Source organism: Candidatus Atribacteria bacterium, from assembly GCA_011056645.1.
GTDB lineage: Bacteria > Atribacterota > Phoenicimicrobiia > Phoenicimicrobiales > Phoenicimicrobiaceae > Sediminicultor > Sediminicultor quartus.
In genome coordinates, this window is sequence record DSEL01000157.1 from 1 (window position 1) to 13607 (window position 13607).

The window sequence follows — 13607 nt, forward strand, 5'->3', positions numbered from 1 at the left end:
ATACCCAGCAATATTAATGTATACGATATATAAGATAAAAGAAAAAGTACTTAATTTGACTCATAATTTTCTTAACGCGGTATGCGATACTCGATACGATATACTAAATTAGACAACGGGGGTCAAATAAATGCGTATTCCAGTAATTGCAGGAAACTGGAAGATGAATAAAAATATTGTAGAATCAGTATCTTTAGTTAAAGAACTAAAAGATTTTGTTCGTGGAATAAAAGGAGTAGATATTGTAGTTTGCCCTCCCTTTTCTTCTCTTTGGATGGTAGAAGAGATCATTAATAACACCAACATTCATCTGGGAGCACAAAACATGTATTGGGAAACCAAAGGGGCATTCACCGGAGAAATATCCCCTTTAATGCTGAAAGATGTGGGATGTGAATATGTAATCCTTGGGCATTCCGAGAGAAGACAATATTTTAAAGAAACTCCTGAAGAGGTTGCCAGGAAGACAAGCGCCGCACTTTCAACCAATCTTTTGCCCATCGTATGCGTAGGTGAAAATTTAAAGGAAAGAGAAAACGGTGAGACCAAAGCTATAATAGAGCAGGAAATTAAAGCTTTGTTTTTAAAAATTGATTCTACCCAGGTAGGAAAAATAATTATTGCTTATGAACCCATATGGGCAATCGGTACAGGGAAGTCGAGCAGCTCACAAGACGCTAATATAATAATTAAGTTTATTAGGGAACTATTTTCCTCTGAATACGGAAGTAAAATTGCTGAACGAATCAGAATATTATATGGCGGAAGCATTACTCCCCAAAATATTACTGAATTTGTTAAGGAATCTGAAATTGATGGAGCTTTAGTTGGGGGAGCAAGTTTACATGCTTTAAGTTTCTTTCATATAATAAAAGCAACTGAAATCTTGTAAAGCCAAATGTTTGCTTTAGAGAGGCTCTTTACAAAAGAAAATAGTAATTTTTTAAATTTGATTTTATTTTTTCTTTAATCAATACGCATTACTTAATAAGAATTTTATCTTGAAGTTAACATATAATTATGTTAAAATAAAAAGCCGAAATTATTTAGAGAAAAAGTACAATGAATAGAGAGATTTTAGAGAGATTTCTTTTTACTATTTTAATCAAATTTTTACGAGAGGAGTTATAAAGTGTCAATAGTTTTAATGATAGTTCAGATTATAATAAGCTTAGCTTTGATTTTAGTGGTGATGCTCCAGCATAGAAAATCGAGCAGGGCTTCAGGGATATTTGGTGGGGGAACAATCGCAGATTATGGCGGAAAGAAAGGCAAAGAAACATTATTAATGAAAATTACTACTGTTATTGCAGTGCTTTTCATGTTATCTTCGCTTTTACTTGGTTTAATTAAATAGAGGAAAAATCCTTAAAAGATATGGACAAATTAATTAGTTGAGTTAAGGAAACCAGAAGTGTCCTATTAAACCATTGATATAACCTTGGATATAAAATAACTAAAAGAAGAAGAGCTCCAGGTAAGATAGAAAATTCAAAATTAAAGCACGTGAAGTAAAAATGTGTGGCATGGAGGAAAAAGGTGAATGGAGAATCTACTGTTACAAGTTAAGGATTTAAAGACCTATTTTTATACAGAAGATGGTGTGGTTAAGGCAGTTGATGGTGTTGATTTTACCATAAGAAAAGGCGAAACGCTGGGCATGGTAGGTGAATCAGGCTGCGGAAAAAGTGTGACTGCCCTTTCTGTATTAAGGTTGATCCAGCAGCCACCCGGGAAGATCGTTAGCGGTCAAATTTGGTTTAAGAACGAAGAATTATTAAAGAAAAATCCCGAAGAAATGAGAAAGATCAGAGGGAACGATATTTCCATGATCTTCCAAGAACCCATGACCTCCTTAAATCCTGTATATACTATCGGTGAACAGATTTCAGAAGCTATAGTACTCCATCAAAAATTAGATAAAGAAAAAGCCTTAAAAAAAACTGTAGAGATGTTAAGATTGGTAAGTATACCTTCCCCCGAAACCAGAGTTCATGAATATCCCCATGAATTAAGTGGAGGACAAAGACAGAGAGTAATGATTGCCATGGCCTTGTCTTGTAATCCGGATTTATTGATTGCAGACGAGCCAACCACCGCTTTAGATGTTACCATTCAAGCTCAAATTTTAGAACTGATCAAGAAATTAAAAGATGAAATTGGTATGTCAGTTTTAATGATTACTCATGATTTGGGTGTAATTGCTGAAGTATCCTCTGATGTAGTAGTGGTATATGCTGGCAAAGCGGTAGAATATGCAGACGTAAAAACTATCTTCAAAAATCCGAAACATCCTTATACCATGGCTCTCCAAAATTCCATTCCTCGTTTAACAGATAAGCCCGGGAAAAAACTTGAAGTTATTCAAGGAGGGATTCCTGATCCTTTGGCTTTACCTTCCGGATGCAAGTTTCATACCCGTTGTAAATTTGCTTTAGAACTTTGCAAGAAAGAAGAACCTGAACTTGAAAAAATAGAAGGTAACCATATTGTACGCTGTTGGATGTACAACAAAGAGAAAGCAATAAATTTCAAAGCTATTCAGGAAACCATAGGCGGTACCCAGAAATGATAATAATTTAGAACTTAGAACGCTGGAGGTAAAGGAATTGGAAAATAATTTATTACTAGAAGTAAAAAATTTAAAAAAATATTTCCCTGTAAGAGGAGGAATATTATCCAAGGTAATAGGATATGTCCAGGCAGTAGATGAAATAAGTTTCGATATTAAGGGAGGAGAAACCCTGGGTTTAGTAGGTGAGTCGGGCTGTGGTAAAACTACTACTGGAAGAACAATTATAAGACTTTTAGAGCCCACTGCCGGAAAGGTTGATTTTGAAGGAGAAAATATCTTTGAATTAAGCAAAGAAGAGCTCAGGAAAGCAAGACGTAATATTCAAATAATATTTCAAGATCCTTTTGGTTCGTTAAATCCTCGAATGACCGTAGGAGATATAGTAGGAGAGTCATTAACTATTCATAAAATTGTTAAAAACAAAAAGGAAAAAGATGAAAGAGTAAAGCATCTATTAGAAACCGTAGGTTTAAATGCCGGACATATAAGAAGATATCCCCATGAATTTAGCGGAGGACAGAGACAAAGAATTGGTATTGCTCGAGCGTTAGCTCTAAATCCTAAATTACTAATTTGTGATGAACCAGTATCTGCACTTGATGTTTCTATCCAGGCGCAAGTAATCAATTTATTGGAAGATTTACAAGAAAAATTTAAGCTTACTTATTTATTTATTGCTCACGATTTGAGTGTGGTAAAGCATATTTCCGATAGAGTTGCCGTTATGTATTTGGGTAAGATTGTAGAATTAACCTCTACCCTTGAATTATATGATAATCCTCAACATCCCTATACAGAGGCGCTTCTTTCGGCTGTTCCCATTCCGGATCCTACCCTAGAAAGGCAAAGGATCGTTTTAGAGGGAGATGTCCCCAGTCCCTTTAAACCTCCTACAGGATGCCGTTTTCATCCTAGGTGTAGATATGTATTACCCATTTGTAGTCAGGAAGAGCCTAAATTATTTGATATACAAGACGAGCATTATGTAGCTTGTCATCTAAGAAAATAAGAAATAAATTAGTCGTTAGTGAATAGTGAATAGTCGATAGTGTTTTAGGATTTTGCCGGGATGGCGGAATAGGTAGACGCGCCAGCTTGAGGGGCTGGTGAGCTTCTTGCTTGTGGGGGTTCAAATCCCCCTCCCGGCACCAATATAGATTCTCACAAAAAGAGGAAGAGATGACTTCCTCTTTTTATTGAAATCTAGTTTGCCGGTTACTTGGTTAATTAGTTAAGGAAACAAAAGACAAAATTAGTAGTAAGGAGCCAGAAGTCAGGGATCTGCGTATGGGCAGGATAGATCATGTTTATTTTATTCAACACGGCGCGCTGTGTTACTCATTAACTGACTACTGGGTAAGAGGTTAACTGGCTAAATAATATAATTGGTCAATTGGCAGATTGATCAATCGGTGAATTAGAAAATTGGCGAATTGGTCAATTTATCAATTCTAAATTATGGAGAAAAACATGCATGAAGGTTCTATTGCTCAAAATTTATTAAACATTGCCATAGAAAAAGCTAAAGAATATAAAGCAAATAAGATAACTCTTATTAGAGTAAAAGTTGGAGAATTTACCGGAATAAACCAAACTGCTTTAGAGTTTGCTTTCAATGATTTTAGTCAGGACACGATTGCGGAAAAAGCGTCTTTGAAAATAATGTCCTCTCCTTTACTGGGAAAATGCCGAAAGTGTAATGAAGTTTTTGAAATTAAAAAAGATTATTTTAAATGTTTGAAATGTCATAGTCTAGAGATAGATATAATTTCCGGTGAAGATTTGTATATTGAAGATATTGAAATAGAATAAAATATTTAATCTTTTAAAAAAATTAAAAAAAATTTTGAATTGCTTAAAGCAAAATGTTATACTTTATTTTGTTAATTTAATTGTTAGAGAATTTACTTTTTCGTAAATTTTTTTCAGTAGATAATCACATAACAGGGCAAGTCTATGAAAAATACAATAATTGTGTTTAAGAATCGAATTGCATTTTTTATATTTAACTCAAGCAAACTATCCACTAAAGATTAATTTAAGAGAGGTGACGCAATGATAAATTTTATTGTAACCTTTTTGCTTAGCATGCTTACCTACCTAATTCTTACAGCCAGTCAAGGAGAAGTATGGGGGCTATGGAGCATTTTCGAGATTATTACCGGTATTATACTTTCCTCAATTGTTGCCTTTTTAGCCAATAAGGTATTGTTTCAAAAAAGAACCTATAGAATGTTAAACCCATTTAGATGGGTTATTTTTTTGATCTATTTAATTGGACCATTCTTTTGGGCAATGGCTAAAGCAAATATTGATGTCGCTTATCGGGTGATTACCGGGAAAATAAATCCTGGTATTGTAAAAATATCTCCCGGGTTAAAAACCGATTTAGGGATAACTTTACTGGCAGATTCGATTACTTTAACCCCCGGAACCCTCAGTGTTGATATTGATGAGAAAAACAATGATTTGTATATTCATTGGATAAATGTTACCACCCTCAAACCCACTACCCAGCATATTTGTGCTAATTTTCCTCAATGGATAAGGAGGATTGCAGAATGAACGAATTTTTTAAAATATTTATTATTCCCGGAGGATTATTGTTAATATTTATGTTTTTATCTTTAATTAGATTGATTTTAGGACCTACCGTTCCTGATAGAGTAGTTGCTTTGGATACCATAAATACTTTAGTAGTAGCGGGAATGATCCTGGTAGGTGCCGCTTATCAAGAAGTTATTTATATAGATGTGGCAATTGTTTATGCTTTATTATCTTATATTGGGACTTTATATGTGGCAAAATATTTGGAAGGAGGACCTAAGGAATAATGGAGGTATTGTTAACCATTTTATATATTTTTTTGGGAGTTGGGGTATTTTTTAATTGTTTAGGTTCAGTAGGACTACTTAGGTTTCCTGATGTTTACACCAGACTTCATGCTGCAACAAAAGCTACTACTTTCGGATCAATCTTTACTTCTTTAGCGGTTATAGTCTATAGTTTTTCACAATCAAATATTACCGCGGATCCTAAATTTAGAGTCCTTGCTCTTCATACTATTGTAGCATTAGTTTGTTTGATAATTACCAATCCTACCGGGGCACATGCAATTGCCCGAGCAGCTCATCGTAGCGGTGTAATGCCTAAACAAGCAGTCATTGATGAATTAAAGGAGGCCAAATTAAAATGAGTTCCTTTGTTGAGATAATTCATATTTCTACCTTAACAATGATGATAATTGCCGGCTTTTTAGCAGTAGTTTTAAAGAAATTATTGCCATCGATAGTGGCTTTATCGGTAGCCAGCCTACTTCTTTCCTTGGAATTTTACATTTTACATGCTCCCGATGTAGCTATTGCGGAAGCAGCTATAGGAGCAGGATTAACCATGGCAATATTTATTTTTGCTGTTAGAGGAACTAGATAAAGGGAGGATAAAATGAAAAAAATAATTTACGGCATTGCTTTTTTAATATTTTTTTCTTTCTTGATAGTGAGTGCCATAAACATGAGAACATTTGGAGAACCTACTATTAGCGAAATGGATGATTACTTTATTGAAAATGCTCAGAGTGAGACTGGGGCGAACAATGTAGTAACTTCCATCGTCTTTGACTATAGGGGTTTTGATACTTTAGGGGAAGCTACAGTTCTTTTTACGGCAGTAGTGGGAGTTGTAGCTCTCTTCAGGGGGATTAAGAAATGAAAGAAATGTCAAGGATAGTAAAGACTGTAACCAATTTTGTGTATGGTTTTATTATTATTTTTGGTTTTTATATCATAGTGCACGGTCACCTTACTCCTGGAGGAGGATTTCAAGGTGGTGCGGTAGTAGGATCTGCCTTTGCCTTATTGGTAGTTTCTTATGGTAGTTTAAATTCTACGAAATTTATAAAAAAAGATATCTTCTCACTTTTTGAAAACTTCGGTTTAATCTTTTTTATAGTATTAGGTTTTTCGGGATTGGGAATAACCTTTTTTTATAACTTTTTAGCCAATAGCGGGAGTTGGTTCGGTGATGCTGCTTTGATTGGTGTTAATCCAGGTGATATAAATACTGGAGGGGTAATTCCCCTGATGAATATCGCTGTTGGATTAGAGGTTTTATCTGCTTTTGGGGTGATTGTTTTAACTATGGCGAGTGGAGCGGAATTTACTAAGAAGAAGGAGAAATCATAAAATGATAGGTAATTTGCCTTATGTCGCGGTAGTAATATTTATTGGATTAGGAATTTATACTCTTATGTTTAAGAAAAATTTAATTAAAATTGCAATTGGCATATGCTTAATTGAAAATGGGGTAAATCTATTCTTAATTACTTTAGGGTATAGAAAAGAAGCTATTGCTCCGATTTATACCCAGGCGCCCTCCGGACAGTCAATGGTCTTACCAACTCCTCAAGCATTAACTCTTACCAGCATAGTAATAGGTATCGCAACCACTGCCCTAATATTGTCGATTGCTATGATGATTTATAAACACTATGGGAGTTTGGATACAGATCAGGTAAGGAGGCTAAAAGGATGAATCTATCAAATCATATTCCTATATTAATAATAGCTGTACCTCTATTTGCAGCTTTTTTTGTACCTCTTATCAATCGGATAAGCAAAAAAAATACGGGGGTGTTTAGCGCGCTTGCTTTGAGCATAAGCTTAATTTTAACTATTGCATTAGCGCTGAAAGTATTGACAGTTGGCACCCAAGTATATGTATTTGGTGCAACATCTCCTACCCTGGCTTTACCCTCCGGTTTAAAATTCCCCATTAGAATTATGTTAGAAGTAGATGCGATGAGCATATTTATGGGTTTAATAACGGCAGTAGTTTCTTTTTTGGGGGCAATTTACTCTTTATCTTTTATAAAAAAATATGACGGGGTGGATAAATATTATTCCCTTTTATTACTTTTAACGGTAGGCATGTTTGGAATGGAGCTTACCGGTGATATATTTAACTTTTTTGTCTTCTTGGAAATCGCTTCTATCGCTTCGGTTGCTCTTATTTCTTTCCGAGGGATCGATTTCGGTGAACCAGCAGAAGCTGGTTTTAAATATATGGTAGTCAGTTCAATTTCTGCTCTTATGGTCTTATTTGCGGTAGGAATATTTTACGGACAATATGATATTCTTAATTTTGCAGCTATAGCAAGCGTAATTAAATACTCGCAATTAGACAAGATTGCCTTAGGCCTTTTAATACCGGTACTGGCTATGAAAGCGGGAGCGGTACCGATGCATATGTGGACACCGGATGCTTATTCTGAAGCACCAGCACCGATTACCATGATATTGGTTGCTGCTAGTCAAGCCAGTCTCTATGCTTTATTCAGAGTAGTTTTTTCTTTATATAATATTTCCTTAAATGCCTTAACTGTCGGATGGATTATTATTATTTTTGGTCTTTTATCTATGTTTATTGGAGTGACTATGGCTATTATTCAAAAGGATATAAAGAGGCTTATGGCTTATCACGCTGTTTCTCAGACAGGCTATATGCTTCTGGGTGTAGGTGTAGGATTGGCTGTTTTAGCTAACCCGGAAGCTTTAAAGGATTACGGTATTACCGCCATGGAGGGTGGAATATTTCATATTATGAATCATGCCATGTATAAAGGATTGTTATTTTTAACCGCTGGCGCTTTATACTTTAGGACAGGTACAAGAGATCTGAATAAGATGGGTGGATTAGCACACTATATGAAATATACTACCATCTTTTTTATAATTGGGGCAGCAGCTATTGCCGGTCTTCCGCCCTTTAATGGTTTTGCTTCTAAGCTTTTAATTTATGAGTCTGTATATCGCTTTAATCCTTTGCTTTCTATTATAGCTATGGTAGTTAGTATTTTAACTTTAGCATCATTTGTTAAAGTATTTCATAGTGCATTTTTAGGTCCTAAACTACCTCAATTTAAAGAAGTCAAAGAAACTCCACGCACTATGGTATTTGCTATGGCCGTTTTATCCTGTATTATAGTATTTTTCGGATTATTTCCGGATTTAATAGTAAAAAATCTTGTGCATCCTGCGGTAATGTCGTTAATAGAGCAATTACAATATACCGGCACAGTATTAGGAGGTATGTAAGAAATGTTAGGGTTATTAGAAACAGGGAGCGGTTTTTGGAGTGCAATAATTTGGATATTACTGGTATTGGTTATTGGATGCGCAGTATTTTATATTAGAAATAAAGGTGAAGATAGTTATAAAAAAAATACAGAACAGGATAAACCTTTTATTTCCGGTAATCCAGAAGAAAATAAGGAGAATTCCCATTTAAGTGCGAGCCATATCTATTGGGGATTTACAGAAGCATTGAAGAGTTACTATGATCCTTTAGTAAAAATGCACACTGGTAATATAAACGATTACAGTAGTTTGATAATTACAATAACAGTGATTATATTAATTATTATAGGAGTGAATGGATAAAGTGAAATTAAATAAATATTTTGAAAGATCTCTCTGGGTTTTTCATCTAAATACAGGTTCTTGTAATGGTTGTGATATTGAAATTGTTGCCGGGTTAACTCCTCGATATGATTTAGAAAGGTTTGGGATCAAATTAGTGGGTAGCCCTAAACATGCAGATGTCTTGTTAGTTACCGGACCGGTAACTAACAAAATGCTCGACCGAGTAAAACGTGTATATGAACAAACTCCTGATCCCAAAGCTGTTATAGTGGTTGGGGCCTGTGGAACAAGTGGGGGAGTCTTTTACAACTCTTACAATCTATCGGGTTCGGTCGACCAAGTTATTCCGGTAGATGTTTATGTCCCGGGATGTCCTCCTCGGCCGGAAGCTATAATAAATGGCGTGTTACAAGCCTGGATAAAATTAGAAAACTTAAGAGAAAGTTTGAGAGTTGCTCCAGCGAAATAGTAAAAACACATCCCGTTAAGAATGCAGAAGTCAGGAGAAAACAGTAATAAGTGATTAGTAAAAGACAATAAGTAATGGGTAGTGGTTCGATTCATCGCCCCCGGTAAATACGGGTCGGATAAATCAGACTCCTACACTAAGAGTGACATGTTTTACACTAATAACCGTGATACTACGATAGACGACATACTATATACGAAATACCAGAAAGAAGGTGGTAGAGATGGAATACATGAATCCAGAGAAAATCATAGAATTATTTAAAGAAAAATTTAATGGCTCGATTGTAAATAGCAAAATAGAAATTAAAACAGCAGGGGTAAATAAGAATAGCTATAATATAATTTGGTTAGAGGTAGAATTAAGTGATTTTAAAGAAGTAGTAAAATTTTTATGTAGTATTAATTTTCCCCATTTTGCCATTATTTCAGATCATGATTTAGAAGAAGAAATTAAATTAACCTATCATTTCTCTCTTTATTACGGTGAGAAATCCAAAGAGATATCTTTTAATGTAACTACCAGCTTACCAAAAAACAATCTTAAGATAAATACTATTACCGATCTAATACCGGGAGCCCAAACTTCCGAAAGAGAAATAAAAGAGATGTTAGGAATAACTATAGAAGGTCTCCCTGATTTAGCGAATATTTTTTTACCTAAGGATTTTCCCCAAGGCGTTTATCCTTTAAGAAAAGATAAAACGGGAGCGGCAAAAATGGTTAATAAAGAAGAAGAGGTGAAAAAGGTTGAATAAAAAGACTTACTCTATACCCATAGGTCCGGTTCACCCTTCCCTAGAGGAACCGATGACTTTTAATTTTGAAATATATGGAGAGCGCATTGAGAAGGTAAATTTAGCACCGGGTGATAATCATCGAGGGATAGAATTTATGGGAAGGCAAAGAAATCCCATTCAAATTATCTATTTAGCTGAAAGAATATGTGGAATCTGTTCTGCTTCACACCCTTTTGCCTTTTGTCAAGCAGTAGAGAATGCTGCTGGAATTGAAGTTCCCGAAAGAGGCCAATATATTCGAGTAATTATTGCTGAGTTGGAAAGAATCCATTCTCATATTTTATGGGCTGGGATTGCGGGTCACGAATTAGGATTTGATTCTGTTTTATATATTTCTTGGAGGGCAAGAGAGGAAGTATTAGACCTTTTAGAATATCTTACCGGGAATAGAATCAATTATGGAATATTTATGATAGGGGGAGTAAGAAGAGATATTAGCGAAGAACAAATACCTCGAATTCGTAAAACTTTGGAATATTATAAGGATATCTACGGAAAAATAGAAGATATATTCTTGCATGATCCTACTATTGCCCTAAGAACAAAAAACGTCGGTGTTTTAACTAAAGAAGATGCTCTTAACTTGTGTGCAGTAGGGCCTACTACCAGAGCATCAGGGGTCAACAAGGATGTAAGACAGGATCAACCTTATGCTGCCTATGCTGATTTGAATGTGAAAGCCATTACTCCAGATATATTGGGCGGAGAAGTAAAGGGAGATGTTTATGATCGGATAATTGTTCGATTGTTAGAAATAGTGCAATCAATACAGATCATCGAACAGTGTTTGGAAAATATGCCTTCAGGGGAAATAATTGCTGAGAAAAAATTGGTAAAATTATTGAATCAATTAAAGAAGGCGAAGGGCGAAGGAATTGGAAGGCATGAAGCCCCTCGTGGTGAAGTATTTCATTATGTAAAATTGGCAGAAACAGAAGTACCGGAAGTCTGGAAAGCTCGTGCTCCTACCTATAATAATTTAATGACCTGGGTTCCCATGCTTCTTAGCCAGCAAATAGCTGATATACCTATTGTAATAGCTTCTATTGACCCTTGCATTGCCTGCATGGACAGAGTGACTATTTTAAATAAATCCAATGGTCAGAAAGAGGTGTTGACCAAGAAAGATTTACATGAATTGAGTGTTCAAAAGACGAGGAGGATTTCTCCATGACTATTATAAGCTTATTTGGAATAATACTGAAGATACTCCTGGCACTAGTAATTTCCTTTTTAGGAGTAGTATTAGGCCTATTTTATAAGGGTGTTGATAGAAAAATAGCAGCAAGGATGCAGGCTCGAGTTGGTCCGCCCATCAGACAGCCTTTTATTGATTTCTTTAAATTAATGATTAAAGAAAATATTGTACCACAAAATGCAGTTCCTTGGATCTTTAATGGAGCACCAATTATGGCTTTGGTTTCAGCGATTACTATCTTACTTTATTTACCCATAGGTAATATACCTCCCTTGTTAAGTGGATATGGAGATATCGTGTTAATTATTTATTTACTAACCTTACCGGCTATCGGAATGGTAGTGGGTGGTTTTGCCTCTGGTTCTCCTTATGCTAGTGTGGGAGCACAAAGAGAAATGGTAATGATGATGAGTTATGAGCTTCCTTTAGTCACTACAGTTATTGCTTTAGGTTGGAAATTAAGTTTAATTTACCCTGAACTAAATATTTTCTCTTTGGCAGTGATCAATACTCATCCTATTTGGGGGTTAGTAGGACCGTTAGGTTTTATCGGTGTAATTTTTCTATTTATTACTCTTGCAGCGGTTACACCGGGTGAGCTTTCTAAAGTACCTTTTGATGCCCCGGAAGCCGAAACAGAATTAGCCGGGGGTATATTAGTCGAATATTCAGGAAGGAATCTTGCATTATTTGGCCTTACCGATGCAGTGAAGACCATAGTAATGACTTCTTTAACAGTGGCACTATTTTTCCCCTACAATATATCTCATTTGCTTGCTTTAAGCGGGGTGTTTGCTCTAATAGTAGATGTTTTATTCTTTCTTTTGAAAATGTTTTTAGTTATGTTCGTTGAGGTAACTTTTATCAGAGTTGCAGTTGCACGTTTAAAAATAGACCAAGTATCCTTTGCCTATTGGGTTCCGGTATCGATTATAGGTTTACTTGGCCTTATGTTAATTGTTTTAGATACTATTATAATTTGAGGTGATAAAATGGCAACACCAATGGGATTTGAACTGTTAAAACAGTTATTTAGAAAACCAGCTACCAACGTATTTCCCTTGACTTATTATCCTGATTCGATATTAAACTTATTGGAAAAAGTGAGAAAGGGAGAAGTAAAGATACACCCTCCCGTGGAAATACCTAAAAATTTTAGAGGGAAGATAGTTTATGATAAGGATAAATGCATTGGATGTAAATTATGTATTAAAGTATGTCCTTCTGAAGCAATAGAATTTATTCCCGAAAATAAGAAGATTAAAATTCATATCGATCATTGTATTTTCTGTTCCCAATGTAATGATATATGTCCCAAAGATTGTTTAAATATGAGCGAAGAATTTCTGCTTGCAGATACCGATAGGTTATCGTCTAAATTACTTGTAGAGTAAATAGTTAACCCCCAATAAAAAATATAATATCCTAGTCCTGTATCGTTTTAATAAGCTTAAAATTTTTGTCTTTCAATATTTTAATTATTTTTTCCGAAGTCTTTAAAACTTCAGGGCTAATAAAATAAGAATAATCAATAATTTTAGGTTGGATGCCGATAAATATAAATTTCCGAGTGTACTCTTCCAGATAAGATATTAAAAAAGATAGAGGCATACTATGGGTAGTGAGGTGCAGGGCACTAATTCTATCGGGAGGGATTATTCTAAATTCACCAGATTTAAGGCCCATCTCTACAGCGTCTATAAGTACTAAGAGATTGGGTCTATTTTTTTTGACGATTGAAGTAAAATTTTCAGGAACAACCCCGCAATCCATAGAGAGCCAATCACGATCTTTAAAATTTTGGGCAATAATAGAACCTATTCCGTCATCAGCTCGAAGCATATTTCCGATGCCCATTAAAATATACTTTTTTGAATTCATATTTTGCTCTTTAAATCAGTAGTTAGTGTTTTATTATTAGTTTTTAGTTGGTAGGCGCAAGAAAAAGTTAATTTATTTAATTGCTTTACCATTTTGCCAGTCGGTCTGTTGACCCTAGTTGTTATTTTAAATATAGTTTTGTAATGATAATATAAGTATTAATTGATATATTTTAAAAACTTTATTTTTATTCTTGAATCGGCTAACTATCTTCAAGATATACAAATTTAATTTTGTACTTTTTGTCTTTTACTATATACTAT

20 protein-coding genes and 1 tRNA gene are annotated in these 13607 nt (G+C 34.9%); 20 read left to right on the forward strand and 1 reads right to left on the reverse strand.

Annotated elements, in window-relative coordinates:
* Window positions 1-130 precede the first annotated feature (130 nt).
* The 20 genes from ENO17_06735 (at window position 131) to ENO17_06830 (ending at window position 12857) form a co-directional block, all read left to right on the forward strand.
* On the forward strand, window positions 131-892 hold the full coding sequence (locus tag ENO17_06735) for a triose-phosphate isomerase (protein ID HER24727.1): 762 nt from the start codon (window positions 131-133) through the stop codon (window positions 890-892).
* A gap of 240 nt (window positions 893-1132) precedes the next feature.
* Window positions 1133-1357 carry a preprotein translocase subunit SecG gene (gene secG, locus ENO17_06740; GenBank protein HER24728.1) on the forward strand — a complete coding sequence of 75 codons (225 nt, stop codon included), beginning with the start codon at window positions 1133-1135 and terminating at the stop codon, window positions 1355-1357.
* Between the two features lie 186 nt (window positions 1358-1543).
* Window positions 1544-2572, forward strand: a complete 1029-nt coding sequence (locus ENO17_06745; protein HER24729.1) for an ABC transporter ATP-binding protein — start codon at window positions 1544-1546, stop codon at window positions 2570-2572.
* Window positions 2573-2609: 37 nt separating this feature from the next.
* Window positions 2610-3584 (forward strand): dipeptide ABC transporter ATP-binding protein, encoded by a 975-nt coding sequence (locus ENO17_06750; protein ID HER24730.1) that lies wholly within the window; start codon window positions 2610-2612, stop codon window positions 3582-3584.
* Window positions 3585-3638: 54 nt separating this feature from the next.
* Window positions 3639-3726, forward strand: a tRNA-Leu gene (locus ENO17_06755).
* 307 nt (window positions 3727-4033) lie between these two features.
* Window positions 4034-4387, forward strand: a complete 354-nt coding sequence (gene hypA / locus ENO17_06760) for a hydrogenase maturation nickel metallochaperone HypA (protein ID HER24731.1) — start codon at window positions 4034-4036, stop codon at window positions 4385-4387.
* Window positions 4388-4630: 243 nt separating this feature from the next.
* The gene (locus tag ENO17_06765; GenBank protein HER24732.1) at window positions 4631-5140 is read left to right on the forward strand and encodes a cation:proton antiporter; all 510 of its coding nucleotides are present in this window, start codon (window positions 4631-4633) and stop codon (window positions 5138-5140) included.
* Window positions 5137-5409, forward strand: coding sequence for a cation:proton antiporter (locus tag ENO17_06770; GenBank protein ID HER24733.1), 273 nt, complete (start codon window positions 5137-5139; stop codon window positions 5407-5409). Before ENO17_06765 ends, ENO17_06770 begins: the two co-directional genes overlap by 4 nt.
* Entirely contained in the window at window positions 5409-5771 is a 363-nt protein-coding gene (locus tag ENO17_06775; GenBank protein HER24734.1) for a cation:proton antiporter, read from the forward strand. The genes ENO17_06770 and ENO17_06775 overlap by 1 nt, the downstream gene beginning before the upstream one ends.
* The gene (locus tag ENO17_06780; GenBank protein ID HER24735.1) at window positions 5768-6007 is read left to right on the forward strand and encodes a DUF4040 domain-containing protein; all 240 of its coding nucleotides are present in this window, start codon (window positions 5768-5770) and stop codon (window positions 6005-6007) included. The genes ENO17_06775 and ENO17_06780 overlap by 4 nt, the downstream gene beginning before the upstream one ends.
* 12 nt (window positions 6008-6019) lie before the next feature.
* The gene (locus ENO17_06785; GenBank protein HER24736.1) at window positions 6020-6286 is read left to right on the forward strand and encodes a hypothetical protein; all 267 of its coding nucleotides are present in this window, start codon (window positions 6020-6022) and stop codon (window positions 6284-6286) included.
* On the forward strand, window positions 6283-6759 hold the full coding sequence (locus tag ENO17_06790; protein HER24737.1) for a sodium:proton antiporter: 477 nt from the start codon (window positions 6283-6285) through the stop codon (window positions 6757-6759). The genes ENO17_06785 and ENO17_06790 overlap by 4 nt, the downstream gene beginning before the upstream one ends.
* Before the next feature lies 1 nt (window position 6760).
* Window positions 6761-7108 carry a cation:proton antiporter gene (locus tag ENO17_06795; GenBank protein ID HER24738.1) on the forward strand — a complete coding sequence of 116 codons (348 nt, stop codon included), beginning with the start codon at window positions 6761-6763 and terminating at the stop codon, window positions 7106-7108.
* The gene (locus tag ENO17_06800; GenBank protein ID HER24739.1) at window positions 7105-8670 is read left to right on the forward strand and encodes an NADH:ubiquinone oxidoreductase; all 1566 of its coding nucleotides are present in this window, start codon (window positions 7105-7107) and stop codon (window positions 8668-8670) included. Before ENO17_06795 ends, ENO17_06800 begins: the two co-directional genes overlap by 4 nt.
* A 3-nt stretch (window positions 8671-8673) precedes the next feature.
* Window positions 8674-9015 (forward strand): hydrogenase, encoded by a 342-nt coding sequence (locus ENO17_06805; protein ID HER24740.1) that lies wholly within the window; start codon window positions 8674-8676, stop codon window positions 9013-9015.
* Window positions 9008-9466 carry an NADH-quinone oxidoreductase subunit B gene (locus ENO17_06810; GenBank protein HER24741.1) on the forward strand — a complete coding sequence of 153 codons (459 nt, stop codon included), beginning with the start codon at window positions 9008-9010 and terminating at the stop codon, window positions 9464-9466. Before ENO17_06805 ends, ENO17_06810 begins: the two co-directional genes overlap by 8 nt.
* Before the next feature lie 223 nt (window positions 9467-9689).
* The gene (locus ENO17_06815) at window positions 9690-10223 is read left to right on the forward strand and encodes an NADH-quinone oxidoreductase subunit C (protein ID HER24742.1); all 534 of its coding nucleotides are present in this window, start codon (window positions 9690-9692) and stop codon (window positions 10221-10223) included.
* Window positions 10216-11439, forward strand: coding sequence for an NADH dehydrogenase subunit (locus ENO17_06820; GenBank protein HER24743.1), 1224 nt, complete (start codon window positions 10216-10218; stop codon window positions 11437-11439). Before ENO17_06815 ends, ENO17_06820 begins: the two co-directional genes overlap by 8 nt.
* A 2-nt stretch (window positions 11440-11441) precedes the next feature.
* Window positions 11442-12446, forward strand: coding sequence for an NADH-quinone oxidoreductase subunit H (locus ENO17_06825; protein ID HER24744.1), 1005 nt, complete (start codon window positions 11442-11444; stop codon window positions 12444-12446).
* Between the two features lie 9 nt (window positions 12447-12455).
* Window positions 12456-12857, forward strand: coding sequence for a 4Fe-4S dicluster domain-containing protein (locus ENO17_06830; protein ID HER24745.1), 402 nt, complete (start codon window positions 12456-12458; stop codon window positions 12855-12857).
* A 31-nt stretch (window positions 12858-12888) separates the two neighbouring features.
* Here the strand turns inward: ENO17_06830 and hycI are convergent, their stop codons facing one another.
* Window positions 12889-13344 (reverse strand): hydrogenase maturation peptidase HycI, encoded by a 456-nt coding sequence (gene hycI, locus ENO17_06835; protein HER24746.1) that lies wholly within the window; start codon window positions 13342-13344, stop codon window positions 12889-12891.
* Window positions 13345-13607: the final 263 nt, after the last annotated feature.

Bases quoted from the DNA above. Each gene is read 5' to 3' on its own strand.
- hycI (HER24746.1), bottom strand. From the start codon at position 13,344: ATGAATTCAAAAAAGTATATTTTAATGGGCATCGGAAATATGCTTCGA.
- ENO17_06785 (HER24736.1), top strand. From the start codon at position 6,020: ATGAAAAAAATAATTTACGGCATTGCTTTTTTAATATTTTTTTCTTTC.
- ENO17_06810 (HER24741.1), top strand. From the start codon at position 9,008: ATGGATAAAGTGAAATTAAATAAATATTTTGAAAGATCTCTCTGGGTT.
- ENO17_06770 (HER24733.1), top strand. From the start codon at position 5,137: ATGAACGAATTTTTTAAAATATTTATTATTCCCGGAGGATTATTGTTA.
- ENO17_06745 (HER24729.1), top strand. From the start codon at position 1,544: ATGGAGAATCTACTGTTACAAGTTAAGGATTTAAAGACCTATTTTTAT.
- ENO17_06795 (HER24738.1), top strand. From the start codon at position 6,761: ATGATAGGTAATTTGCCTTATGTCGCGGTAGTAATATTTATTGGATTA.
- ENO17_06765 (HER24732.1), top strand. From the start codon at position 4,631: ATGATAAATTTTATTGTAACCTTTTTGCTTAGCATGCTTACCTACCTA.
- ENO17_06805 (HER24740.1), top strand. From the start codon at position 8,674: ATGTTAGGGTTATTAGAAACAGGGAGCGGTTTTTGGAGTGCAATAATT.
- ENO17_06800 (HER24739.1), top strand. From the start codon at position 7,105: ATGAATCTATCAAATCATATTCCTATATTAATAATAGCTGTACCTCTA.
- ENO17_06780 (HER24735.1), top strand. From the start codon at position 5,768: ATGAGTTCCTTTGTTGAGATAATTCATATTTCTACCTTAACAATGATG.
- ENO17_06815 (HER24742.1), top strand. From the start codon at position 9,690: ATGGAATACATGAATCCAGAGAAAATCATAGAATTATTTAAAGAAAAA.
- ENO17_06790 (HER24737.1), top strand. From the start codon at position 6,283: ATGAAAGAAATGTCAAGGATAGTAAAGACTGTAACCAATTTTGTGTAT.
- ENO17_06775 (HER24734.1), top strand. From the start codon at position 5,409: ATGGAGGTATTGTTAACCATTTTATATATTTTTTTGGGAGTTGGGGTA.
- hypA (HER24731.1), top strand. From the start codon at position 4,034: ATGGAGAAAAACATGCATGAAGGTTCTATTGCTCAAAATTTATTAAAC.
- ENO17_06735 (HER24727.1), top strand. From the start codon at position 131: ATGCGTATTCCAGTAATTGCAGGAAACTGGAAGATGAATAAAAATATT.
- ENO17_06830 (HER24745.1), top strand. From the start codon at position 12,456: ATGGCAACACCAATGGGATTTGAACTGTTAAAACAGTTATTTAGAAAA.